Raw genomic sequence first — 24,926 nt, 5'->3', positions numbered from 1 at the left:
CCTAACAAATGCTTTCACAACCGTCTGGACTATTGCGAGGTTTTTCTAAATGTTTTGTCCAACAAAAGGCCGTTCTTTTTCAAAGTATAGTACTATCAGTAGCCCGGCGGCGAGAAGTAAAATGTTGGATAAAATACTATCTCATCATGCGTATAATAAATTACAAAGAAACAATTGAAGCTCCGGTATCCCGTGTTTTTGACTGGTTTATGAATCTTGATGAAAACTACATCAAGTGGTACCCGGATTCGCATAAGGATTTTAAGTGGTTATCACCAAAGCCGATTATTAAAGGTTCTGTCTTCAAATTAGAAGAAGAGTTTGATGGGCATGTCCATCAAATGATCATGAAAATAACAGAGTTTCAAAAAGATAAACGGCTGTCATTTGCTTCAGAGCATACATTAACTTTCGGAAAGGAAAAAATTTATGTGTACAACAATGATAATTACAAAGGGAGCCACAACAGATGGCTCGATGATTGTGACTCATTCTGATGATGACGAGCTGGGAGATCAAAGAATTATCTCAGTCCCTGCCAATGACACGCCTTATAAACCAAATGAACGCAGGGATATCTTTGCGGAACATTATAAATATCCCAGGATCAATACCAAAAACAGAGGACCAAACTATTATAGGCCGGGTTTTGATCTTACTCAACCTATCGGAACAATCCCGCAGGTAGAAAATACTTATGCCTATTTTGACGGTAATTACGGAATAATGAATGAACATAATCTTATGATAGGAGAATGCACAAACGGCGCTTATTATCAGCCTGATTATGTTACTGCAGACGATGCAAAGAAATACAATAAGCATATACGCCTGTTTTACAGTTCCGAATTGTCCCGTGTAGCCCTGGAACGCTGTACCGGCGCAAGAGAAGCTATTAAATTAATGGGAAGCCTTATTGAAGAATATGGTTTTTATTCCACGGGTGAAACCCTGCTTGTAGCCGATGAGAAGGAAGCCTGGGTTTTTGAGATGTGTGCACTGCCGGATGAAGAATATCATTCAGCCTGGGTTGCACAGCGGGTGCCGGACGGTGAAGTCTTTGTGGCGGCCAATGAATTTCGGATTCGTAATATCATAGAAGATGATCCTGATAATTTTATGTATTCTCAATTATTAAAACCCGGACTTCAAAAAACAGGATGGTGGAAACCGGGAGACGGAGAACTTGATTGGCTAAAAGCAGTCAGCCCCGGAGAATATAATCATCCCTATTATTCGTTAAGAAGGGTCTGGCGGGTATTGGACAGGGTAAATCCCGATCTTTGCCTAAGCCCATGGGTAGAAGACGGATATACTACAGACTATCCGTTTTCGATTAAACCACAGAGAAAACTTTCACTATCCGATATATTCTCTTTATACAGAGACCATTATGAAGGAACACAATTTGACCTGACCAAAGGAGTTGCCGCCGGACCGTATAATGATCCTCACCGGTTTGTGGGTACATATGACGGCAAACAAAACAATATCACCGAAGATAAAAAATTTTATGGAGCCTGGGAACGTTCCATTTCCGTCTTTTATCAGGGATACACCTATGTTAATCAGATCAGACCAAATGCCTCGGAAGCACTCAAAGGAATTGTCTGGTTTGGGCCTGATGTTTCCTACACAACCTGTTTTGCTCCACTGCCTGTTCAGGTAAATAACATTCCGGAGATTTATCAAAAAGGAGATCCGCAAATTTTTTCAAGAGATTCTGCATGGTGGGTATTTAACTTTGTTGCCGGCTGGTCGCGGCTTAACTTTAAACGGATTACATCAAACGATATTATCCCCCTTCAAAAAGAGCTGGAACAAAAAGAATTTACCAAGATCAGTAAATGGGATGAAAAAATCAAAAACAAAACAGCAGATGAAGCAAAAATAATATTAATAGCTCTTAGTAAAAGAAATGCCAAAAAAGTATTCAGCCAATGGTGGAAAATGGCGGATATGCTGGTGGCAAAATATTCCGACGGTTATATGAATCTTCCTGAACTCGAGACTCCAATTAATATCGGGTATTCATCTGAATGGCTTAATGTGACTAACTACAAAGATGGTCCGGATTCTTATGATATGAAGTAATTGCAAAGGAGATAATTGTGAAAAAAATAGATAAATCTTCATGGCCTGTTTTGTTTGTGACCGATCAGATCAATCAAAAAAACGATGAAAGCGCATGGTTAAAAGAACTCCAGGAACAGTTAACAAGGGAGCAGGATTGCTCCTATATACTCTCAACATCCTTTGGCGATGCTCATGATATCGTTTTTTCCAGAGAAGATCTGGGCGCTATCGTTCTTGATTACAATCTTGCTGATGCAGGCCGGCTTCACAGAAAAAATTATTGCAAGGGTATAGCGGGTAATAATGTTTTACTGTCCGGTATTTTAATTGATTTTATACGGACCAGAAATCAGTCAATTCCAATACTTTTATTGGTTAACAGAGGTTCAATCGAAGAGATTCCGGAAAGCATATTGGCCGGTATAAATGGCACAATATGGAAATTGACGGATACGGTAGAGTTTTTATCAGGAAGAATTGAGAGGCATGTGACGGAATATATTAAATCAGTACTGCCGTCTTTTTTTGGTACCATGATAGAATATGTAAATGAATATAAATATGCATGGCATACACCGGGACATATGGGAGGACAAGGATTTCTACGAAGTCCATCGGGTACGGCCTTTCATAAATTTTTCGGCGAAGATGTTTTAAGAGCCGATCTTTCCATATCCGTGCCGGAGTTGGGATCTTTGCTTGATCACAGTGGAGTAACCGGAGAGGCCGAGCAGTTTTCCGCAAAAGTATTTGGAGCGGATAAATGCTATTATGTGCTAAACGGAACATCAACGGCCAACCAGATCATATGGAGAAGTCAGATATCACCGGGGCAAGCGTCACTTGTTGACAGAAACTGCCACAAATCATTGAACTACGCCATGATTATCACAGAAGCAAAACCCGAATATATGTGTCCTGTCAGAAACGGCATGGGCATTATCGGGCCCGTTGACTTTACCAAAATTAAGCCAAAAGAGTATAACATGTCTGCTCTTACAAACTCAACCTACGACGGAGTTTGTTATAATATTGAATATGTAATGAAAAAACTTAATCAGGTAAAAGTCCATCATTTTGATGAAGCATGGTATGCCTACGCAAAATTTCATCCCCTTTATCAAAATCATTACGGTATGGCACTTGCGCCGAATGACCGACTTGTTTTTTGTTCCCAGTCCACTCATAAATTATTGACAGCCTTCTCCCAGGCTTCCATGATCCATGTCAGGTTGACGGAAGATATCCTCAAATCACCTGAAAAAACGGAGATGTTTCAAACTCTGTTTAATGAGTCCTATATGATGCACGGATCAACTTCGCCTCAGTATAATATGGTAGCTTCACTGGAAGTGGCTTCCAAAATGATGCATGACAACGGCCCTGTACTTTTTAATGACATCATTACGGAAGCAATAGAGTTAAGGAAAAAAACAGCCCAAATACAAAAGGATTATTTGGTTAATAATGATTGGTTTTTTGGAATGTGGCAGCCTGATACAATTTGCGAAACTCCGCTGGAAGAATTAATATCAAATCAGGATTACTGGGTCATCAAGCATGGTGATGCCTGGCATGGTTTTGATGTAGCGGAAGATTATGTAATGCTTGATCCAATCAAACTGACTTTTACCTGCCCTGGGATTGATGTAAACGGCAATTATCAGAAAATGGGTATTCCTGCATCCATTGTAACAAATTATTTAATCGATAAGGGCATTGTCTGTGAAAAAAGTGATTACTACTCCTTTTTGCTTTTAAATTCTCCAGGTACAACCAGAGGAAAACAGGGAACGCTGGTAGCGGAACTATTAAAGTTTAAAGAACTTTATGACTTAAATATTTTACTGGGTCAGGTTTTCCCGGAATTGGTCAAACAATATCCTGATAAATATAAAAATATCGGGCTTAAAGACCATTGTCAGATGATGCATGAATATATCCAAAAAAATAATATTCTCAAATTAATGGATGACGCCTTTAAAAACATACCTTTGCAAAAAATGGTTCCTTCCGATGCCTACCGGCAGGTAGTTTGCAACAAGGTAGAGTTTGTTGAGTTGAGAAATATACAACCTGAACAATCAAGGATACAGGGCGTTATGGTAGTTCCCTATCCTCCGGGTATACCTGTAATCATGGGCGGTGAAGTCTATGATTCTGATTCAGACCCGATACTCAGCTACTTATTGGCAAGGCAGGATTTTGAAAATACTTTCCCAGGCTATGAGAGTGATATCCACGGTATAGAAAGGACCGAAGTTGATTTGGAAGGAAAAACTTATTTTAAAACACTGTTAATTAAGGAGTAATCATATAAGAAAAGGAAATAGTATGGCAAAGAATAGAATCATGGTATTAAGCGATATCCATATTGGAATAGATGCGAAAAGCAACTGGTATCAGAGCAAGATTCACCAGGATATGCTGATCGCATCACTTCAATGGGCCCAAAACCCCGCAAATAATGTCAAGGAGCTGGTATTACTGGGGGATCTTGTCGATTTATGGACATACCCTCCCGAAATAATTCCGCCTTCGTTTGAAGTTGTTACTCTTCCAAATGGTGTAAACAAGGCGATTTTCGGATTATACGGTGAACTGGCTAAAACGGTTAATGCTCTGGGTAAAAATAATGTAGTATATGTAAACGGGAACCACGACATGGCCGTTACCGCCGATCAGATTTGCAGTGCAATAAGCCCGGATGTAAAGGTAATGCCGATCAACCTACAGTACTATATGCCTGAGTTGGGACCAAGACCCATTTTTATGACTCATGGACACATCTATTCGCTTTTATGCGCCAGTGACTATATAAATCCGCCTGCAAACTGGAAAAACCTGCCGTTAAGCTATTTCATAACCAGAATGTCGGCGCTGCTTTCAAACATAGAGTGTAAAAAGCTGAATGTAGAAAATGCCGCCTATCTTAAAGGGCTTGGTAATCCGCTTGGTTTCGATGTCGATGAGATGCTCTCAAACCTTTTTAAAATGTGGAAGGCCGGTACTCCATTTAATTTACCGGATATGGTTATAAATGCTTTACAGCCTGATCCGAAAGACCATGATCCGGTTACCTCATTTGTAATGCCGCGATATAACGGGCAGGATGTTACGGCAACTGCTGCTGATGTGGAAGCCACCTATCCGAAACTGCTTTGCGGTACTATAGAAAAGCCCAGCTCAACCTGGTCTAAGGGCTCTCTGGTAGATTCAAAATATTATGCCCACTTAAATAATATAGACGGAGCATTGATGGGATTTGCCGATACGGATGCGTGCGGTGACCTTACTGCCTGGGCGACAGCGCTTGAAGCTGAACTCTTTTCCGGCAAAGGTGAGCCGATAATTGTAATGGGACATACCCATGCTCCGAAAAATGATGACAGATTACTTTTTTATACTAATTCGGGTTTCAACTGCCCTGCCAGGCCCGATATGGAAGACGGCAAAAAGAAACCTACTTTTTCGGTAATAGAATGGAAAGGAAACGATAAGTATACTATATCGGTACATTCCCTTCTTTCTGATGGAACAGTGATAGAAGATGAAAATCCCAAAAAATGCTGAAAAAGAGACATTATGATATGCCATAAAAAAAGATGGTAAACGAGTCATTGTTTTGTAAATAAAAAGTTGTAACGATAAAGAATGCATATGTGAAATGGTGGTGAAATAGTGACGTTGTCAGGTTCTCCGTTTAACAGGAATCATTCAGGCTATAGTCAATAAGACATTTCAAGAAAGGAGTTTATCATGAAGAGGAAATTAACATTGATAATTACCTTGTTTGTATTTTTCGTGGCAACATCGCTCCAGGCCGAGATCAAACGGGTCAAATTCAACCTGGGAAACCAATACCTGGTGGTAGAGGCTCTCGATGATGATCTGATCCACTTCGAACTGTCAGCAGTGGGTTCCGCACCGGACTTGACCAAACCGCTGTATGCCTCCCCCATGGTACTCAAAACAGACTATTCTGGGCCTGCGTCTTTCAGTTCTGCCGGAAACGGTTTCGAGACCGCTGATATCAAGGTAGAGGTGGACACGCAAAATCTCTGTGTTTCTATGTGGGACAAAATCGGGAATCGTTTCCTGACCACGGTTTGCCCGGCCGACCTTGATAATGACTGGAAAGGTATAAATATCATCAAAGGCCAAATGCTGAATGTATACGGTCTTGGTCAGCAATTTAAAAAGCTGGGCTCAGCTGATGGTGACTGGCTACAGCATAAGGTTAGGGAAGAGCAACCCGCGGGTCAGGCCCAGAGCCATGGCAATGGTTTCATGCCTTTTGGCCCGGCAGGAATGGTGGGCAATGTGCAGTTGCCTGTCATGTATGCATTGGGAGACAATAATCTTAACTATGTTTTGTTTCTTGACAATGTCTACAAACAGCGCTGGGATTTTACCGGCGACCCTTGGCAGGTGAGGATGTGGGGTGATCAGATCCGTTTCTATGTAATGACCGGCCCAGATCTTCCCGATCTTCGAAAAGACTACATAGAACTTGTGGGCACACCGCCGGTTCCGCCGCGCAAAGCATTTGGTCTTTGGGTATCGGAATTCGGCTATAAGGATTGGACGCAGATTGATACTCTTTTAAACGGCCTGCGCAGTAACAACTTTCCGGTGGACGGTTTTGTCTTAGATCTGCAATGGTTCGGCGGAGTGGTTAAGGACAGCCCGGACAGCATGATGGGCAAATTGGATTGGGACCGGGACAGTGGAGACGGCAATGGGTATTACTTTCCCGATCCAGACACCAAAATCGCCTCTTACAAAAACGACAATATCGGTTTTGTAACCATCGAGGAGTCATACGTCAACCAGAATACAGATACTTATAGCCAGATGAAAACAGCAGGAAGTCTTTTTGCCTATCAGAAGAAAACCGGACAGTGCGATCCGGAAAACCAGGAACCCGTAATTTTGACAGACTGGTTCGGTAAGGCCGCAATGATAGACTGGTCCAATCCTGATGCAGGCCGGTGGTTACATGAAAACAAGCGCTTTCCTGATATGGTGAGCAAGGGGATTGCTGGTCATTGGACCGATTTGGGGGAACCGGAGAAATATGATCCGAATGCCTGCTATCATGGCGTTGAGATCACTGCGGCCGGTCCCAAAAACCAACACGGTGATATTCACAACCTGTACGCCTTTTTATGGAACAAGTCGATTTACGACGGTTTTGCCGAGAAGAATTCAGTGATAAACCGCAGACCGTTTGTTGTCACGCGCTCCGGAGCTTCGGGTTCCGGGCGCTTCGGTGCGGCAATGTGGTCAGGCGATATTGGCTCAAATCTTGATTTGCTTGCGTCGCATTTAAACAGCCAGCTTCATATGTCATTTTCAGGGATCGATTATTACGGCTCGGATATAGGCGGTTTCCGCCGTGAAGGGATGCCTTATAATAAAGATCATTCCGGAAACCTCCAGTACCAGTATGAACTATATACCCAATGGTTTGCAAACGGTTCATGGTTCGATGTGCCGGTCAGACCCCATACGGATAACAGTTTCCAAACCAGTAAACGCTACGAGACCTCCCCCGACCTTGTAGGTGATATGCAATCCAATCGCGAAAATATCCGTCAGCGTTATGAACTTACGCCTTACTATTACTCGCTGGCCTACAGAGCGTATCTTTATGGAGAACCACTTATCCCGCCGCTTGTATATTACTATCAAAACGATCCGAATGTGCGTACCCTCGGCCATGAAAAGCTCATTGGAAAGGATCTGCTGGTGGGGGTGGTGGCAAATCACGGCGAACATAAACGCAACATCTATCTGCCAAAAGGTACATGGGTGAATTACCATACCCGCGAATGGTTCAATAGTCATGGCGAATGGGTGAGTGATTTCCCTGTATATATAGGGGGCGTATTCCGGTTACCCGTATTTGCCAGGTCAGGAGCTATACTGCCCATTATGTATGTTGATGATCAGACGAAAGATGTGTTCGGTCATCGTAAAAAGGGATCATCACATAATGAATTGATCGTGCAGGTTTATGCAGATGCTACTCCCAGCACATTTACCCTCTATGAAGATGATGGTGAAACGGTCCGATTTACACAGGATAAGCGCCCGGTTTACAGCACCCGAACCACGAAGGTTTCCCAGCAGAAAATTGTTGAGAGCGTATTCGTTGTGATCGAAAATGCTATAGGAAGTTATACCGGGGCAGTGAGAAGCCGCAACAACATCGTACAACTGGTGGTAGATAATGCTCTGGCAGAAGGCGTAAAGCTTAATGGCAAGGCTCTTCCCAGGCGAACATCAATGGCGGATTTCAACAAGAGGGCAAGTGGTTGGTTCAATGCAGGGCGAAATCTGGTTTCCATGAAATCCGGTGTTATTGATGTAGCCAGAAAAAAGGCTTTTTTGATTGCCCTAAAACCCATAACTCCGATTACGTCGGTAAATTTTGTATGTGAAAATGGCTGGACGGCACCGGGAGAAAATATTTATGCCTTCGGAAATGATCCGTTGATAGGTAATTGGGACCCGGCCAAAGGGGTTTTACTCAGTCCAAACATTTATTATGAGTATATTTATAATCCGCCTCCGAACCACAACGGTCCCGGGCCAAATACTCCGAAATGGACCGGTCTTGTAAGCGGGTTTCCGGCCGGGAAAACCCTGGAATGGAAATGTGTAAAGAGGCTCAAGTCAGGTCAGTGGCAATATATGCCCGGAAACAATAAATCCGTAAACTTACCGGAATCGGGTTTTGCAGGAACAAGTGCCGGGGCGTTTTGATTTATCCGAAAGCCGGCAGAAGCCCTTTTTGCCTTAACTCCTGAACCATTTTTAAACAATCTTCTTCATTAGTAAAAGGGCCTGCCATAACTCTGAACCATGTTTTGCCGGGTGATACTGTTATAGGTATAATTTCAATTTCTTTATCAGTAATATTGATCAACCTCTTGTAATTTACAGCTTTTTGCCGGGTTAAAAAAGTTCCAAGATGAGCCTTGATGCTTCCATCAGATGATTTTTTAATCAGATTTGATTCTGTAATTTCGGGCATACGAATTTTACTATTTAAGAAAATCAGATCAGGATTGGGGATTTCCGAGTTGAAAGCTATGACAATATCCATCAGTGTCGTGTTTGCCAGATTATAATTGTTTAAAATTAAGAGGTAAAGAGTATCTCCTTCATTAATAGTAACAATTTTTTCATATCGTAACCCGTTTGTCTCCGGTACATTGGGCGGATCTATCAGATCAGCGGTATCAGCTGTATTAGCAGTATCAGCTGTATCAGAATTATCAGATATATCAGAAGTATTTTGTTCCGGTTGATTTTCCATTAAAGGTATAACCGGTAATGGTTCAGGTACTAAAACCTCCCAGATAACTGTGGCATCGCTTATTACTTCTTTTGTAACGGGGGCTTTTATTTCAACTTTTTTGGGAACTTTTTTACTTACAGTGGTTGGTTTGAAATAAGTTAATGGTTTAGAGATTTCAGGGATGTTGTTCAGATGTTTATTGCCCAGAAATACTGCAACCATTATGCATCCGATAGCAAGGCAAAAATAAAGAGATCTTTTAAGACATACTTTCCGTTTTGCGAATGTGAAGAGTGGCTTTTGTTTATGCCCGGTTACAGCGTCTTTTATTTGTTTATCTTCTAAAAGATAGCCTTTATTGCGTATCTTTCTTATCGTTTTAGCTAAGATTGGTTTTTCGGAGTATTCAAATCCTTTAAATAAGGCATTGTGGCAGAGAAGATTAACTTTTATAGGGATGCCATCTGAATGACTGCAAATTAAAGCAAGTGCTTTTGGTGAAAATATATCGCTACTATCACATCCTGCATGCAGTAATCGATGATTAATATATTTTATCGATTCCGCAGGGCTTAAGCGATTGATACGACCTATAGTGCCGATCCTTTGTTTTAGCTGCCTTAACCCTCTGGTATTAAGTTTGGTTTCGAGTTTTGGCCTGCCCACAAAAATTATTTGTAAAAGCTTTGAGGAGCTGGTTTCCAGATTGGAGGTCAATCGCAGTTCTTCCAATACATCACCGGAAATGTTTTGAGCTTCATCGATAATAAGAATCAGATTTTTTCCCAGAGCCAGATTTTGTATTAAATAATCATTTAACTCAAAAAGCATAGCAGCTTTATTTATTCTTTTAGGCGACAGCTTCAGTTTGATCAGTAGTTCCTTTAATATTTGTTCGTAGGAAAGATTCCCATCCGAAAAATAGACTACATTTTCATTATTATCCAAACTCTTGATCAGGTGGTTTACCAGAATGGTTTTGCCGGCGCCTTCTTCACCTATAAGCAGCATGAATCCTTTACGTTCCTTGACTACGTAAAGCAAAGAGGCTAAAGCTTCCTTATGACTTTCTGAAGGAAAGAAGGATTTTGGATCCGGCGAGATATCGAACGGATTTTCTGAAAGGCCGTAATATTGAATGTAGTCATTCATTCTTACTACCTCATGCATTGTTTTTTTATATTGGCAGATTATTTTGCTTTACTACATTGCGGATTCAATTTCTTCCGCAGTCATAATGGCTGCATCAAGGGGATTTTTTGCATCCCTTACAGGTCTTCCGATTACAAGATAATCGGAGCCGTTTTTAATTGCATCGGCAGGTGTTGTAATACGCTTCTGGTCGTCTTTTTCCGATAAACTCCATGCAGGTCTTATACCGGGTGTTACGGCGATAAATTCTTTACCGAATGATTTTTTTATCATCATAACTTCAAGCCCGGAGCAGACTACCCCTTTACATCCTGCATCTTTTGCCATCTTAGCTTTTTTAAAAACAAGTTTTGAAATATCGGCATAGTATTGTTTTTCAAAACCGGCATCCCGGATGTCCTTGGAAGATATACTGGTTAATAAGGTTACGCCAAGAATAGACACTTTACCTTTGCAGCCTGCTACAGCGGCTTTTAGCATTTCATTTGATTCGGCACAATGAACAGTAGTTAAATCAACATCAAGATCGGCAATGCTTTTAGTAGAGCGTCTTACTGTTTCGGGTATATCATGCAGCTTAAGATCCAGAAAAATACCTGCGGTACTTATATCTTTAATCATTTTCACTACATCAGGTCCTGACCTTATGAAAAGTTCAAGCCCTATTTTAAACATTCCGACATGATTGGAAAGAAGTTTTACATAATGTTTTGCATCTTTTGCCGATGGGACATCGAGAGGAAATATAATGTAATCTTTTGCGCTCTTCAAATTCAGGCCTCTATCATATTGTTACCGGTCTTCGTATTGTTGTTTTATCCATTTTTTGTATTCACCGCTTTTGATCCTTGCCACCCAATTTGTATTATCAATATACCATTTTATGGTTTTTTCAATTCCTGATTCAAATGTTTCTGATGGTACCCATTCAAGCTCATTTTTAAGCTTTGTAAAATCTATTGCGTACCTTAGATCATGCCCCGGTCTGTCTTTTACAAAAGTTATCAAATTCTTTCTTGGTGTTGTATTTTCTAAAGGAATCAATTTATCCACAAGTTCGCAGATGATATTTACTACATCAATATTTCGTTTTTCACAGTCTCCGCCTATATTATATGTATCTCCTCTGCGCCCGTTTTTCATTATCGTCCATATAGCTTTGCAATGATCTATTACATAAAGCCAGTCCCGGATATTAACACCTTGGCCATACACCGGAAGCGGTTCATTTCCAACGGCATTTAAAATTATAAGCGGGATAAGCTTTTCGGGAAATTGATACGGCCCGTAATTATTTGAGCAATTGGATATCGTAACAGGAATCCCGTAGGTTATGGAATAAGCTCTTACAAGGTGGTCTGAGGAAGCTTTGGAAGCGGAATAGGGACTGCTGGGATTATATGGTGTTGTTTCAGTGAAGTATCCTGATTCACCGAGTGAACCAAAGACTTCGTCGGTACTTACATGATGAAAGAGTTCAAGCTTGTCTTTAAATTGCCTTGCAAGCTCCAAAAGGCAAAAAGTACCTTCTATGTTTGTGCGGATAAAATCTCCCGGTTTTGTTATTGATCTGTCAACATGTGATTCTGCGGCAAAATGACATATTGTATCAATATCATATGTCTTAAAAAGACCGGTCAGCTCCGAAAGATCGCAGATATCAGTTTTGGAAAAGAAATAGCGATCAGGAAAAGCTTCTTTGATGCCCGATAGATTTTCCATGTTTCCGGCATATGTAAGCTTGTCTACGTTTACAATACGCCCGTCAAATCCGGTTTCCGATAAAATATATCGTATGAAATTCGATCCGATAAATCCGCATCCGCCTGTAACAAGTATATTTTTCATGTAATCTCCTGCTTTCAAACCCGATAGATAACCTTAAATCTTACATACACTAAATTATGTTTTATATGCAACAGTAAAGAAAAATGTTGAATTAATTGAGTATAAAATGGTATGTAAAAAGTCTGGAAAAAGGCATGAATTATAATAACATTTGTTATATGTAAATAATAATTTAAGGAGAAATAAAGCTTATAACCGGAAACTACGATATGGAATTAAATGAAAAACAGCTAAACCTCTTAAAAATGCTTCCCGGCATAGACTATATTCTTGAACTTTCAAAAACGGAACCTGCCTTTAATGACATGTCAAGATCGGTTCTTCTTTTATCTATAAGAAAAGTTGTGGGAGAATTAAGAAAGGATATTTTAGATGTTAAAAAGCTTCCCGCCGAAACAGATCTGAGCGATTCGCTTATTATGGAAAAAATAAAATTTGCCGTAAATAAGGCAATGACGCCTAATCTTACGCAGGTTATCAATGCAACCGGTGTGGTTATTCATACAAACCTTGGCCGTTCTATCCTTGCAGACGATATCATAAAAAATCTTGGCTTGATTGCAGGAAATTATTCGAACCTTGAATTTGATCTTAATAAAGGTGAGCGCGGTACCAGATACGCAAGTGTTGAAGAAATTTTATGTGAATTAAGCGGCGCAGAAGCTGCTATGGCTGTCAACAATAATGCCGCAGCAGTCTTGTTATGCCTTGAAACAATTGCCAGAAGTAAAACAGTAATAGTATCAAGAGGGGAGCTTGTTGAGATTGGCGGATCGTTTCGGATACCTGATATTATTGCAAAAAGCGGAGCTATATTAAAGGAAGTCGGCACTACGAACAGAACCCGTTCTCAGGATTATGAAAAAGCAATTGAAAGTGATACAGGGCTGTTGCTTAAAGTTCATACCAGTAATTTCAGTGTGGTAGGTTTTACTGAAAGTGCTGATTTGAAGGAGCTTATTTTATTGGGCTCAAAATATAATATTCCTGTTATGGAAGATTTGGGCAGCGGTACTTTTATCGATTTTTCAATGTACGGCCTTACCAAAGAACCGACTGTCCAGGAATCGGTATCGGCAGGAGCAGACATTGTAACTTTTAGCGGTGATAAATTGTTAGGCGGCCCCCAGGCAGGAATCATAGTCGGCAAGAAAGATATCATTGATGTTATTAAGAAGAATCCTTTAACAAGAGCGCTTCGCATTGATAAACTGACGCTTGCTGCTCTTGAAAGCACTCTTAGATTATATAGAGATCCTGAAAAAGCAGTAAAGCTTATTCCAACGCTTTCTATGTTGACAACTCCAATTAATCTAATAAAAAAACGTGCTGCAAAACTTGTTAAACTTTTTTCCGGTATTAATAATTTGGCCCTTTCAATTAAACCTGTTGATATGGATTCCAAAGCAGGCGGAGGATCTTTGCCGCTTGTTAATCTTCCCTCAAAATGTATTGCCATAAAAATTGTCGGTATGTCGGTAAATTCTATTGAGAAAAATATGCGTAATAATACACCGCCAATAATAGGAAGAATTGAGGATGATAATTTTATTATAGATCTAAGAACCGTTAAGGAAGATGAGTTGGTTATTATTAAAGATGCTGTTACCGCAATTTTAAACAGGAATTAATAATGAAAAAAACTGACATCAGTAATAAAGACGATTTATTTCAACACCGAAGCAGTTCAAATGAGTTTTTACTTTCAAAAGCTGATTTAAAACCTTCTCTAAAATCTATACACACGGCTGAGATAAAGGAAAAAGATGATGAAAAAGATATTTTAAATAATCTTTTCCCAGGGATGCAAAGCGGAGAAAATTTTTTGGAGTATGCCATGAAACAGCTTGCTCCATATCTTGCTTTTGGTGCCATGATAATTCGTATTGATGATGTTAAAGAGCCGGATCAAAAGCAAAAAACGGTGGATACGGATAAGGTGCTTTCAGATATAGCCGGAGAAATTAATGAAATTTGTAAAGCTGAAAACGGGTTTTGGGGGCGTTTGTCACGTTTTGAGTTTGCATGCTATTTCCCCGATGTAAAAGCTTCAGAATGCTTAAACTATGCTGTTAAATTCAAAACAAATATTGAAAAATCGGGAACAAATTCGGTGACAACCGGAATTGCAGCTTATCCTGCTTTTATATACAGGAAAAACGACATAATCATAAATGCCAAAAAGGCTCTTGCACATGCAGATTTTTTCGGCCCGGGCAGCATAGTAGCATTTGACGCTGTTAGCCTGAATATAAGCGGAGACAAGCTTTATCAGGATGGAGATATTGACGGAGCTATAAAAGAGTTTAAGACAGCTCTTTTGTTTGATCCTGATAATGTTAATGTTCATAACAGCCTTGGAGTATGTTACGGAGTCCTTGGAGATTTTGTAAAAGCCATTAAGGAGTTTAAGGAAGCGGTCAGATTTGCACCGAAAGAGATAATGCCTCTTTATAATTTAGGCCTTGTTTATCAGTTGGTAGGCAAAAGAGAAAAAGCTTTAAAATATTTTCTTAAGGCTGGTGATCTTGGAGAAGAGTTGTTCGAAATTGATTTTCAGACAGGAAAGCTTTTGCTTGAATTGGGTAAAACCGAAGAAGGGAACAAATGTCTGGAAAAAGCCTCAAACTTAAAGCCGGAATCAAGCGTTGCACTATTTTATCTTGGAGAAAGTTTTGTTGCAACAGGTATGATGGATGAAGCCGAGGATGCTTATAAAAAAGCAATAAAAATTAATCCTGATGATGCGGCTTCTTTGTCTTCTCTTGGCTGGTTATATGAAATGGAAAATAAAAACAGTGATGTTTCTTTTGCTTTTTGCAGTCAGAGTGTTGAGATAGAACCGGATAACGGCCTGTTCAGGCAAAGACTGGGAAGGCTTTATCAAAAGAAGAATCTTGTCAAAGAAGCATTGTCCGAGTTTGTAAAGGCTGAACAGCTTGGCTGTGAATCACGGATGTATATTAAAAGTATAAAAAAAAGTAAGTCAGCAACTATTTCCTGAAGTTTATAATTTGAGGATTCAAGGATTCAAGGATTCAAGGGGTCGAGGGTTCAAGTTAAATACCACTTATATTTAAAGCTTGAACCCTCGAATCCTTGACCCCTTGGCCCCTTTTGACTAAAAACAATTTGAACAAAGTCTTTGCCTTAACTAGTTGTTTATTATCCTAATCATAGAGCAGGACAAAAAATCATGAAAAACATAATTGAAAATATAGTAGAAGAGAGCATAGAACTTAAAAGAACATTTATAAAAAATAATCTGGATCTTATAATCAATGGGGCCGGGAAAATATCGGATTGCATTGTATCAGGTCATAAAGTTTTAATATTTGGAAACGGAGGCAGCGCAGCAGATGCACAGCACATTGCGGCTGAATTTGTAAACCGGTTTAAAATCGAACGGCCACCCTTAGCTGCTATTTCTCTTTCAACCGATACTTCCATACTGACCAGCATAGGAAATGATTATAGTTTCGATGATATCTTTTCAAAGCAGATTCTTGCGCTTGGCAAACAATATGATATTGCCATAGGAATAAGCACAAGCGGCAATTCGAAAAACATTATAAAGGCGGTAGAAGCAGCAAAAAGAATCGGTTTATATACCATTGTGTTTACAGGCCGTGGCGGTAAACTCGCTTCTTTGGCGGATATGGTATTTGCTGTGGAGTCGGATATAACAGCCAGAATTCAGGAAGTTCATATACTGCTTGGGCATATTTTTTGCGAGCTTGTTGACAGAAACCTGTATCCTGAACAATTTATAAATAAAGGGTAGATATGGCGCATTCTTTTAAACCTATAAATACTGACAAACTTAAAACTTATTCGATATCAGGCAGAAAGAGTAAGGTTTCTGTAAATGATTTTGCATCAACTTGGCAAACAGGAGATTCTTTAAAGGGTTTTTTAGATACTCTTCCTGATATACTTGCAGTACAAGATCTTAAGTTTGTTATATCTTCAATAGCAAAAGCTTTTCTTAATCAAAAAACCGTTTTTTTGGGTATGGGTGCGCATGTTATCAAGGTCGGCTTGAATCCGATAATAATTGATCTTGTGCAAAAAAAAATTGTAAATGCTATCGCCATGAACGGAGCAGGTATTATTCATGATTTTGAAATTGCCTTAAACGGAGGAACTTCTGAAGATGTTGAAGCTTCAATAGGAGACGGCTCCTTTGGCATGGCGCAAGAAACCGGAGAATTTTTAAGCAATGCAATAAAGATGGCGCAAAAAGAGTCTCTGGGTTTAGGTGAAGCAGTTGGTAAAGCTATTGTTGAAAACGATCTTCCTTTTAAAGATAAGAGTTTGCTTGCAGCAGGTTTTTTATCGGGTATTCCGGTTACAGTTCATGTTGCAATAGGCACGGATATAATTCATATGCATCCCGGTTTTGATGCGGGTGCAGCGGGGAGTGCGTCCTACAGGGATTTTATGACTTTTGCATCTGTTGTATCGACACTTAATGAAGGCGTATATCTTAATGTAGGATCTTCTGTTATTCTGCCTGAAGTATTTCTTAAAGCTACAACTCTGGTTCGCAATCTTGGCCATAATCTTGAAAACTTTACTACTGTAAATATGGATTTTATAAAACAATACCGCCCCATGACAAATGTTGTAAACAGGCCAACTGCCAAGGGAGGAAAAGGCATAAGCCTTACCGGTCATCATGAAATCATGCTGCCGCTTATCGCAGCAGGTATAATAGAAAAGATAGCTTCAAACAAATGAATATCAAACAATTCCGCTTTTCATCCGACAATCTTGCTTATCTTGTTTATAACAACAAAACTGCTGTTGCCATAGACGGAGGTGCTGTTGATGCAATACTTTCGTTTGCAGAGCAAAACGCATTATGCCTTAAGTTTGTTGTAAATACTCATGCGCATCCTGACCATACCGTAGGCTTGAGATCACTTCTTGATCGTTCAGGTGCTTTGTATATTGATAATGATACGCTTATTGAAAACGGATATATTGAGTTGGAAGACGAAAAATTAAATATAATCCATACTCCCGGACATACCAATGATTCAGTATCTTTTCATGCTGATGATTTTCTTGTTACCGGAGACACCTTGTTTAACGGAACTATAGGCAATTGCTTTACAGGCGATAATTTATTGTTTTTGAATTCAATAAAAAAGCTGATGGCTTTACCAAAAAAAACTGTAATATATGCAGGTCATGATTACTATGAATATGCCATGGAGTTTGCAAGAGTTATTGAACCGGAAAATGGTGATATTAATGTTTTTTTGAAAAAATATAATCCTCTTCATGTTGCCTCAACTCTTGAAGATGAATTCAAGGCTAATCCATATTTGAGATTTGATAATCCTCAATTGATATCTGTTTTAAAAGAAAAAGGTTTTGCTGTTTCAACGGAAGAAGAACGATGGGAAGCTCTTATGAGTTTTGAATAGATTAAAATTGCTATCGGCTGAAGCCTATAGCAGGATTCAAGGATTCGAGGGGTCAAGGGTTCAAGTGAAAATACACTTGCATCTAAGCCTTAAACTCTTGAACCTTTGAACCCCGGAACCCTTTTAGCTAAAATAATATGGATATAAAGAATTACATAAAAACAGAGGCAGAAAAACTTTTTAATGGTGCAAAATCAAGCCATGACTGGGAACATACTTTAAGAGTATGCAGTTTGTGCGAGCGTATAGGTCCTGCTGAAAATGCTGATATGCAAGTATTGATAGCCGCCGCTCTTTTACATGATATTGGAAGATCCGAACAGGATGCAAGTTTAGGAGCAGTATGCCATGCCGAAAAGGGAGCCCAGATGGCATTGCCGATTATAAAAGAGATTTCTATTTCCCAAAGCCGCAAAGAAAATATTATCCATTGTATAAGATCTCATCGTTTCAGGGGAAATTTCATGCCCGAAACCGCCGAGGCTAAAGTGTTGTTTGATGCTGATAAAATTGATGCAATAGGAGCTGTGGGAGTTGCAAGAGCTTTTTTATTTGCAGGAGAAGTTGGAGCCAGACTTTATAATCCGGATATTAAGATTGAGGATACAAAGCCATATACAAAAGAAGACACCGGGTACAGGGAATATAAAGTAAAGCTTTGCAGGATAAAAGAAAGAATATTAACCCGTGAAGGCAAAAAAATCGCAGATGAACGCCATGCTTTCATGGAAGAGTTTTTTAAACGTTTTACGGAAGAATATGATGGAAAGAGGTAGATCTTATGAGTATTAATAAAGTAGATAAAACAGATGACCTGGTCAAAATAAATAATGTACTTGTAAGTGTTTCGGATAAAAATAATCTTGAGACATTTATTCCAAAGCTTGTTGAAATAAATCCTGAAATAAATATTTTTTCTACGGGAGGCACTTTTGCTAAACTGAAAGAAATCCTTGGGGAAAAAGCAACATGTCTTACACAGGTTTCCGATTATACCGGCCAGCCCGAAACACAGGGAGGTCTTGTCAAGACTTTGGATTTTAAAATATATCTTGGGATTCTTACAGAAACTTATAATGAAGCACATAAGGCAGATCTTAAAAGAACAAACGGCGTTCCTATAGATATGGTTGTAGTTAATCTTTACCCTTTTAAAGAAACAATATCAAAGCAGGGCGTTACGGTAGAAGATGCCCGCGGAAACATAGATATCGGAGGACCTTGTATGATAAGGGCTTCTGCCAAGAACTATCTTAGAGTAGCTTCGGTAGTTGATCCCAAAGACTATGTGAGTATAATAACCGAACTGAAAGAAAACAGTAATACAATATCCTTAAAAAGCCGTTTTGAGCTTGCCAAAAAAGCATTTGCTCATACAGCAGAATATGACAAAACAATTGCTGAGTTTCTTTCAGGAAAGACATATGAAGAAATGAGCGGATGCTATAGACTATAGAGCCTATTTAAAATATTAAGGGGGGCACAAATGCCGCAAGATCTGAAAAAAATGTATAAAACCATAATGGATGACCATTTTCCGCCTGCAATGGAAATAAGCTTTATCGATGGCGATAAAAGACAAACTCTGTTTTATGATAAGGTTTCATGGACTATAGATAATATAAGAAAAGGCTTAAGGTATGGTGAGAATCCGGGCCAGGAGGCTGCTCTTTACAAACTTGTAAACGGCAATCTTGTTTTGGGAGAAACCGCTACAATACTTTCCGGAAAATATCTTGTTTCAGATGCCGAACTTCTTCAATCCGGCAAACATCCCGGCAAAACAAACTTAACCGATGCCGACAATGCTTTAAATATTTTAAGATATTTTGTTGATCAGCCGGCTGCCGTAATAGTTAAGCACAATAATCCATGTGGTGTTGCTTTATCCGATAACTTGGTTGATGCATATGTAAAAGCAAACATAGCAGACAGGATCGCGGCTTTTGGTGGTTGCATTGCCTTAAACCGCCCGGTTGATATTGCTACGGCAGAAGCAATCAGCATGCAATATGCTGAGGTAGTTGTAGCTCCTGAGTTTGAAGAAGGTGTTATGGGTATTTTTGCAAAAAAGAAAAACCTAAGAGTGATAAAGATAAAAAATATAGAAAAACTTCATAATTTTGTTGGTGAAAGATTTGTTGAATTTAAAAGTCTTATTGACGGAGGTATTGTAGCCCAGTGGTCTTTTGTGCCAGAGGCGCGTTCAAAGAAAGATCTGCGCCTTGCCGAATGTACTTATAAGGGTGAAAACTACAAAATCAACAGGGAGCCTACCGATAAAGAATACGAGGATATGCTGTTCGGCTGGTTGGTTGAATCAGGCGTTACTTCAAATTCCGTTATTTATGTAAAAGACAGAGTTACTGTCGGGATAGGTACAGGTGAGCAGGATAGAGTAGGGGTTGCAGAGATTGCTAGAGATAAGGCATACAGAAAGCTTGCCGACAGATATTGCTTTGAACAATACGGGGTTTCTTATAATGATTTTAATGATAAGGATAAAAAAACGGAAATTGATCAAAGAGTTGCAAATGAAAAAGGTGGTTTGACAGGAGCCGCTATGGTAAGTGATGCTTTTTTCCCTTTCAGAGACGGAGTTGATATTGGATTAAGGGAAGGAATTTCCTGCGTTATCCAGCCTGGTGGTTCCGAAAACGACTATCAATCCATAGATGCATGCAATGAAGCCGGAGTTGCCATGGTTTATACGGGGCAAAGAAGTTTTAAACACTAAGGGCTTCGTTTAAATCCAATCAAAATAAGACTGGCATATTGATTTATTCCATGTTAATTTATGGCCTTGTTAAAGCAGGAAAGATATATATTGAAAATATTTCAATATATTACTGTAAAGAAAGGTTAGTGTGCTAAATTGAAAACAAAGAAAATCAATTTAAAAATTATTTTAATAGTTTGTTTCGGCCTGGTTTTAATTCCGGCTATGTGGGTTTTAGTTTTCAATATGGAAGGTGAAAGCCCGGCAATAAAATTTGATAGTCCGGCTCAAATAACCTCCTTAGGTGCTTTAAAAGATATTACAGTTTCTTTTTCAGACCAGAAAAGAGGATTGCGTAAAATTAAAATGGAGATTGTAAAAGACGGTAAAGAAACTGTTTTAACTGAAAAAGAATATGCTAAGGCATCTTTTTTCGGGGCAGGTCAAAATAAAGATACTGTAAGTATTACAATCGAGCCTGTAAAGCTTGGACTTAAAGACGGTAAAGCTTTAATGCGAACAAGTGCCTGGGACTATTCATGGCGCAGATGGTGGAACGGAAATATAACCGTTATTGAGAATGAAATTAATATTGATACCAAACGGCCCGAAATAGATGTTTTGGGCGGAACGCAATATATAAATCAGGGTGGGGCAGGTGTCGAAATTTACAGATTATCCGAACCATGCCAAAAAAGCGGGGTTTATGCCGGAGGTAGTTTCTTTCCCGGCTATAGCGGGTTTTTTAAGGATAAAGATATTTATATCTGTTTTTATGCACTTGAACATGACAAAGGGCCGGGCACTGAAATATACGCTTTAGCAGTTGACGAGGCAGGAAACAGCGCAAAAAGAGGTTTTAATGTAAATATCAAGGCGCGAAAATTTAATAAAGATTCAATCCAAATTACTGATTCATTCCTTAATGCGGTTGTACCCCAATTTGATGTGAATGTTGACCAGAATTCAGAAAACCCTCTTTTGGATAAGTATATCAAAATAAACCGTGAGTTAAGAATTGAAAACCATAACAAATTAAAAGAACTTATAAAAAATTCTGATAAGGAAATTTATTGGAAAGGTGCTTTTATAAGTTTTCCAAATGCTGCAAACAAGGCTTCTTATGCCGACAATAGAAGTTATATTTATAATGGCAAGCGTATAGATAGTCAGATCCATCTTGGAATTGATCTGGCCTCACTTTCACGCGCGCCGGTTCCTGCTGCAAATAATGGCAAAATTAAATATGTAGGAGATTTCGGAATTTACGGGAAAATGATTCTTATTGATCATGGTTTCGGCCTTTATAGTTTATACGGCCATCTGAGCAGTGCCGATGTTACCGTAGGCCAGATTGTAGAAAAAAATTATACAATCGGACATTCCGGGAAAACCGGTCTTGCCGGTGGAGACCACCTGCATTTCAGCATGCTTGTAAATGATGTATTTGTAAATCCGATAGAGTGGCTTGATGCTTCCTGGATAAGAAATAACATATCCGGCAAAATTAGTGATGCCAAATCAATTATAGGCACCAATTAGGAAAAAAATGATGAAGGAGTATAAAGTAAATAAAAGCTATAAAGAGATCAATGAGAAAATTAAATCCGGAAAAGTTGTTGTAGTTACGGCCGGGGAAATGATCGATATAGTAAAAAACGATGGGCCGGTTAAAGCTGCAAAGCATGTGGATGTTGTTACTACCGGAACTTTTGCTCCCATGTGTTCTTCAGGTGCTTTCATAAATTTCGGACATTCGGTACCGACAACAAAAGCTTCAAAAGTATGGTTAAACAATGTTCCGGCATATGCCGGGATTGCAGCAGTTGATTGTTATATAGGAGCTACAGAGCCCTGTGAGGATGATCCTTTAAACAAGGTTTATCCCGGTGAATTTAATTATGGCGGCGGACATGTTATCCAGGATCTGGTTGCAGGAAAAAAAGTGTTTCTAAAAGCTACAGGATATGGCACTTCATGCTATCCGGGCCGATTGATTGAAAAAGAAATTTCACTTGCATCTCTTCCAGGTGCAACTCTTTGCAATCCCAGAAACGGTTATCAGAATTATAATTGTGCAATCAATCTGACCAAAAAAACAATTTATACTTATATGGGCACATTAAAACCACGGGGTGCAAATGCAACTTATTGTTGTGCCGGGGAACTAAGCCCTCTTATGAATGACCCTTATTATAAAACAATAGGTCTTGGCACAAGAATATTTTTGGGTGGTGCAACAGGATATGTTACCTGGCAGGGAACTCAGCATAAGCCTTCAGCCAGTAGAAATGAAAAAGGGATTCCGGTTACTCCCGCCGGTACACTTTGGGTAATGGGTGATTTGAAAAACATGACTCCTAAATGGCTTGTTGGTGTAAGCATACAAGGATATGGATGTTCTCTTGCGGTAGGCTTAGGTATTCCCATCCCTATATTAAATGAAGACATTGCATCTTACACCGGTATATCCGATGAAGAGATATTTACTCAGATTGTTGATTATGGAAATGATTACCCGAACGGAGTTTCAAAAAGCTATGGGCAGGTCAGCTATGCACAGCTAAAAAGCGGGTTTATAAATTATGGCAGTGAAAAAATTCCTGCAACCCCGCTTTCAAGCCTTGTTAAGGCCAGAGAAATTACAGAGATACTAAAAGAATGGATTCTGAAGGGAAAGTTTTTTCTGGGGGAACCCCAGTTTACTTTACCTGATAGCTGATAACTTTACTGATATAAACGGATAAGATTTGTTCTTTTAATCCCATGCCTGATACCATAAGAGCTTTTATAGCGTTTGAGCTTCCGGAAAACATTTTATCTTTCATAAAAAATATTCAGAAAGATTTAAAGCAATTTGGTTTTCCTGTAAGATGGGTTAAACCTGATAACATTCATCTTACGCTTCACTTTTTTGGAAATATAGATAAGTCCGATATGGAGCATATTAAGGTTGCTGTGGGTGATTGTGTTAAGAGTTTTTCTCATATAAATCTTTCTGTAAAAGGAATCGGTGTATTTCCGTCAATTACTCGTCCAAGAGTAATTTGGGCTGGTATCTCAGGCGAAATACCGCTATTATTAAGTTTGCACAATACTCTTGAACAAAAATTAAAGCAATTTGGTTTTAAAATAGAAGAAAGGCCGTTTCAAGCGCATCTGACAATGGGGCGCTTTAAAGGTAAAGTTAACAACGGGAAGTTAATTGAAGCAATAAGAAAATATCAAAACTTTGATCCGGAAGTTTTTACAGCTAAAGAGATTGTTCTGTTTAAAAGCGATCTTAAACCACAAGGGGCTGTATATACCGAACTTTTAAATGTGCCTTTGGTTGAAAGGGGAAATTATGAGCAATGCAAGCAATGCAATGGATAAGGAAAAAGCGATTGATGCTGCAATAGGACAGATTGAACGCCAGTTTGGAAAAGGGTCGGTCATGAAGCTTGGCAGCAGACCTGTTGTTAATATTCCTGTAATACCCACGGGTTCTCTTTCACTTGATAGAGCGCTTGGTGTGGGCGGGCTTCCGAGAGGAAGAGTTATAGAAGTATTCGGTCCGGAATCATCGGGCAAGACGACTCTTGCTTTAAGTTGTGTTGCCGAGGCCCAAAAACAAGGAGGGGTGGCCGCATATATTGATGCCGAACATGCCCTTGATACTGCTTACGCAAAAGTAATAGGTGTCAACTGCGATGAGCTTCTCATAGCTCAACCTGATACAGGTGAGCAGGGCCTTGAAATTGCGGATATGCTGGTAAGAAGCGGAGCTATAGATATTATTGTAATCGATTCGGTTGCAGCGTTAGTCCCCAGAGCTGAAATTGAAGGCGATATGGGTGACTCCCATATGGGGCTTCAGGCAAGACTCATGTCCCAGGCATTGAGAAAACTGACCGGAATAATCGGCAAGACAATGACTTCCGTTGTTTTTATCAATCAGATAAGGATGAAGATAGGTGTTGTATTCGGAAATCCTGAAACTACCACAGGAGGCAATGCCCTTAAATTCTATTCTTCCGTAAGGCTTGATATACGTCGAACTGCATCTATCAAAGACGGGCAGGAGGTTATGGGAAACAGGACGAGAGTTCGTGTTGTCAAAAACAAGATGGCTCCGCCTTTTCGGGAAGCCGAATTTGATATCATGTATAACGAAGGGATATCTAAAACAGGCGATATCATTGATATTGGTGTGGATTTGGGAGTAGTTGACAAAAGTGGCGCATGGTACTCATATAATGGAGAAAGAATAGGGCAGGGCCGCGAAAATGTAAAAAATTTCTTAAAGGAAAACCCGGATATTTTTAAGAATATGCAATCAAAGGTAAGAGAAGCTGCCGGTATTGTGCCGGCAAAAGAAGAAGTAAAGGTGGAAGAGTAA

The 24,926-nt window shown here is 39.5% G+C and carries 20 protein-coding genes; 17 read left to right on the top strand and 3 right to left on the bottom strand.

What is annotated here, in order from left to right:
* The first annotated feature begins 146 nt into the window (after positions 1–146).
* The 5 genes from KKC46_01925 (at position 147) to KKC46_01905 (ending at position 8,850) form a co-directional block, all read left to right on the top strand.
* Positions 147–497, top strand: a complete 351-nt coding sequence (locus tag KKC46_01925; GenBank protein ID MBU1052568.1) for a hypothetical protein — start codon at positions 147–149, stop codon at positions 495–497.
* The gene (locus tag KKC46_01920; protein ID MBU1052567.1) at positions 430–2,094 is read left to right on the top strand and encodes a C69 family dipeptidase; all 1,665 of its coding nucleotides are present in this window, start codon (positions 430–432) and stop codon (positions 2,092–2,094) included. The genes KKC46_01925 and KKC46_01920 overlap by 68 nt, the downstream gene beginning before the upstream one ends.
* A 17-nt stretch (positions 2,095–2,111) precedes the next feature.
* Complete coding sequence (locus tag KKC46_01915; protein MBU1052566.1) at positions 2,112–4,388, top strand: hypothetical protein; 2,277 nt, start codon at positions 2,112–2,114, stop codon at positions 4,386–4,388.
* 22 nt (positions 4,389–4,410) lie between these two features.
* Entirely contained in the window at positions 4,411–5,649 is a 1,239-nt protein-coding gene (locus KKC46_01910; GenBank protein ID MBU1052565.1) for a metallophosphoesterase, read from the top strand.
* Between the two features lie 186 nt (positions 5,650–5,835).
* Entirely contained in the window at positions 5,836–8,850 is a 3,015-nt protein-coding gene (locus KKC46_01905) for a DUF5110 domain-containing protein (GenBank protein ID MBU1052564.1), read from the top strand.
* A 1-nt stretch (position 8,851) separates the two neighbouring features.
* On the opposite strand, the gene KKC46_01900 is transcribed toward KKC46_01905, so the two are convergent.
* From KKC46_01900 to rfbB, 3 genes are read right to left on the bottom strand one after another with little or no spacing between them, the layout of a single operon-like run.
* Positions 8,852–10,540: an AAA family ATPase gene (locus tag KKC46_01900; GenBank protein ID MBU1052563.1), complete on the bottom strand. Its 1,689-nt coding sequence runs from the start codon at positions 10,538–10,540 to the stop codon at positions 8,852–8,854.
* Between the two features lie 51 nt (positions 10,541–10,591).
* Positions 10,592–11,317 carry an orotidine-5'-phosphate decarboxylase gene (gene pyrF, locus KKC46_01895; protein MBU1052562.1) on the bottom strand — a complete coding sequence of 242 codons (726 nt, stop codon included), beginning with the start codon at positions 11,315–11,317 and terminating at the stop codon, positions 10,592–10,594.
* A gap of 15 nt (positions 11,318–11,332) precedes the next feature.
* The gene (rfbB, locus tag KKC46_01890) at positions 11,333–12,388 is read right to left on the bottom strand and encodes a dTDP-glucose 4,6-dehydratase (GenBank protein MBU1052561.1); all 1,056 of its coding nucleotides are present in this window, start codon (positions 12,386–12,388) and stop codon (positions 11,333–11,335) included.
* Positions 12,389–12,597: 209 nt separating this feature from the next.
* Here rfbB and selA point away from each other — a divergent pair, with 209 nt between their 5' ends.
* From selA to recA, 12 genes are all read left to right on the top strand, one after another.
* Positions 12,598–14,019, top strand: a complete 1,422-nt coding sequence (gene selA, locus KKC46_01885; GenBank protein ID MBU1052560.1) for an L-seryl-tRNA(Sec) selenium transferase — start codon at positions 12,598–12,600, stop codon at positions 14,017–14,019.
* Positions 14,020–14,021: 2 nt separating this feature from the next.
* Positions 14,022–15,392, top strand: a complete 1,371-nt coding sequence (locus KKC46_01880) for a tetratricopeptide repeat protein (GenBank protein ID MBU1052559.1) — start codon at positions 14,022–14,024, stop codon at positions 15,390–15,392.
* Positions 15,393–15,584: 192 nt separating this feature from the next.
* Positions 15,585–16,172, top strand: coding sequence for a D-sedoheptulose 7-phosphate isomerase (locus KKC46_01875; GenBank protein MBU1052558.1), 588 nt, complete (start codon positions 15,585–15,587; stop codon positions 16,170–16,172).
* Positions 16,173–16,174: 2 nt separating this feature from the next.
* Complete coding sequence (locus KKC46_01870; protein ID MBU1052557.1) at positions 16,175–17,131, top strand: deoxyhypusine synthase family protein; 957 nt, start codon at positions 16,175–16,177, stop codon at positions 17,129–17,131.
* Positions 17,128–17,826: an MBL fold metallo-hydrolase gene (locus tag KKC46_01865; protein ID MBU1052556.1), complete on the top strand. Its 699-nt coding sequence runs from the start codon at positions 17,128–17,130 to the stop codon at positions 17,824–17,826. The genes KKC46_01870 and KKC46_01865 overlap by 4 nt, the downstream gene beginning before the upstream one ends.
* 137 nt (positions 17,827–17,963) lie before the next feature.
* Positions 17,964–18,602, top strand: coding sequence for an HD domain-containing protein (locus tag KKC46_01860; GenBank protein ID MBU1052555.1), 639 nt, complete (start codon positions 17,964–17,966; stop codon positions 18,600–18,602).
* Between the two features lie 5 nt (positions 18,603–18,607).
* Entirely contained in the window at positions 18,608–19,282 is a 675-nt protein-coding gene (locus KKC46_01855) for a hypothetical protein (GenBank protein MBU1052554.1), read from the top strand.
* 30 nt (positions 19,283–19,312) lie between these two features.
* Positions 19,313–20,563 carry an IMP cyclohydrolase gene (locus tag KKC46_01850; protein ID MBU1052553.1) on the top strand — a complete coding sequence of 417 codons (1,251 nt, stop codon included), beginning with the start codon at positions 19,313–19,315 and terminating at the stop codon, positions 20,561–20,563.
* Positions 20,564–20,701: 138 nt separating this feature from the next.
* Entirely contained in the window at positions 20,702–22,087 is a 1,386-nt protein-coding gene (locus tag KKC46_01845; protein MBU1052552.1) for a M23 family metallopeptidase, read from the top strand.
* Between the two features lie 10 nt (positions 22,088–22,097).
* On the top strand, positions 22,098–23,267 hold the full coding sequence (locus KKC46_01840; GenBank protein MBU1052551.1) for a homocysteine biosynthesis protein: 1,170 nt from the start codon (positions 22,098–22,100) through the stop codon (positions 23,265–23,267).
* A 44-nt stretch (positions 23,268–23,311) separates the two neighbouring features.
* Complete coding sequence (thpR, locus tag KKC46_01835) at positions 23,312–23,920, top strand: RNA 2',3'-cyclic phosphodiesterase (protein MBU1052550.1); 609 nt, start codon at positions 23,312–23,314, stop codon at positions 23,918–23,920.
* Complete coding sequence (gene recA, locus KKC46_01830; GenBank protein MBU1052549.1) at positions 23,892–24,926, top strand: recombinase RecA; 1,035 nt, start codon at positions 23,892–23,894, stop codon at positions 24,924–24,926. Before thpR ends, recA begins: the two co-directional genes overlap by 29 nt.

The organism is Pseudomonadota bacterium, from assembly GCA_018817425.1.
GTDB lineage: Bacteria > Desulfobacterota > Desulfobacteria > Desulfobacterales > RPRI01 > RPRI01.
The sequence above is the reverse complement of the archived record's forward strand: the minus strand, read 5'-3'. Positions and strand labels throughout refer to the sequence as shown.

Excerpts from the sequence above, each read along its gene's own strand:
- KKC46_01925 (MBU1052568.1), top strand. The coding sequence starts at position 147 with ATGCGTATAATAAATTACAAAGAAACAATTGAAGCTCCGGTATCCCGT.
- KKC46_01920 (MBU1052567.1), top strand. The coding sequence starts at position 430 with ATGTGTACAACAATGATAATTACAAAGGGAGCCACAACAGATGGCTCG.
- KKC46_01910 (MBU1052565.1), top strand. The coding sequence starts at position 4,411 with ATGGCAAAGAATAGAATCATGGTATTAAGCGATATCCATATTGGAATA.
- KKC46_01905 (MBU1052564.1), top strand. The coding sequence starts at position 5,836 with ATGAAGAGGAAATTAACATTGATAATTACCTTGTTTGTATTTTTCGTG.
- KKC46_01900 (MBU1052563.1), bottom strand. The coding sequence starts at position 10,540 with ATGAATGACTACATTCAATATTACGGCCTTTCAGAAAATCCGTTCGAT.
- rfbB (MBU1052561.1), bottom strand. The coding sequence starts at position 12,388 with ATGAAAAATATACTTGTTACAGGCGGATGCGGATTTATCGGATCGAAT.
- selA (MBU1052560.1), top strand. The coding sequence starts at position 12,598 with ATGGAATTAAATGAAAAACAGCTAAACCTCTTAAAAATGCTTCCCGGC.
- KKC46_01880 (MBU1052559.1), top strand. The coding sequence starts at position 14,022 with ATGAAAAAAACTGACATCAGTAATAAAGACGATTTATTTCAACACCGA.
- KKC46_01875 (MBU1052558.1), top strand. The coding sequence starts at position 15,585 with ATGAAAAACATAATTGAAAATATAGTAGAAGAGAGCATAGAACTTAAA.
- KKC46_01870 (MBU1052557.1), top strand. The coding sequence starts at position 16,175 with ATGGCGCATTCTTTTAAACCTATAAATACTGACAAACTTAAAACTTAT.
- KKC46_01865 (MBU1052556.1), top strand. The coding sequence starts at position 17,128 with ATGAATATCAAACAATTCCGCTTTTCATCCGACAATCTTGCTTATCTT.
- KKC46_01860 (MBU1052555.1), top strand. The coding sequence starts at position 17,964 with ATGGATATAAAGAATTACATAAAAACAGAGGCAGAAAAACTTTTTAAT.
- KKC46_01855 (MBU1052554.1), top strand. The coding sequence starts at position 18,608 with ATGAGTATTAATAAAGTAGATAAAACAGATGACCTGGTCAAAATAAAT.
- KKC46_01850 (MBU1052553.1), top strand. The coding sequence starts at position 19,313 with ATGCCGCAAGATCTGAAAAAAATGTATAAAACCATAATGGATGACCAT.
- KKC46_01840 (MBU1052551.1), top strand. The coding sequence starts at position 22,098 with ATGAAGGAGTATAAAGTAAATAAAAGCTATAAAGAGATCAATGAGAAA.
- thpR (MBU1052550.1), top strand. The coding sequence starts at position 23,312 with ATGCCTGATACCATAAGAGCTTTTATAGCGTTTGAGCTTCCGGAAAAC.
- recA (MBU1052549.1), top strand. The coding sequence starts at position 23,892 with ATGAGCAATGCAAGCAATGCAATGGATAAGGAAAAAGCGATTGATGCT.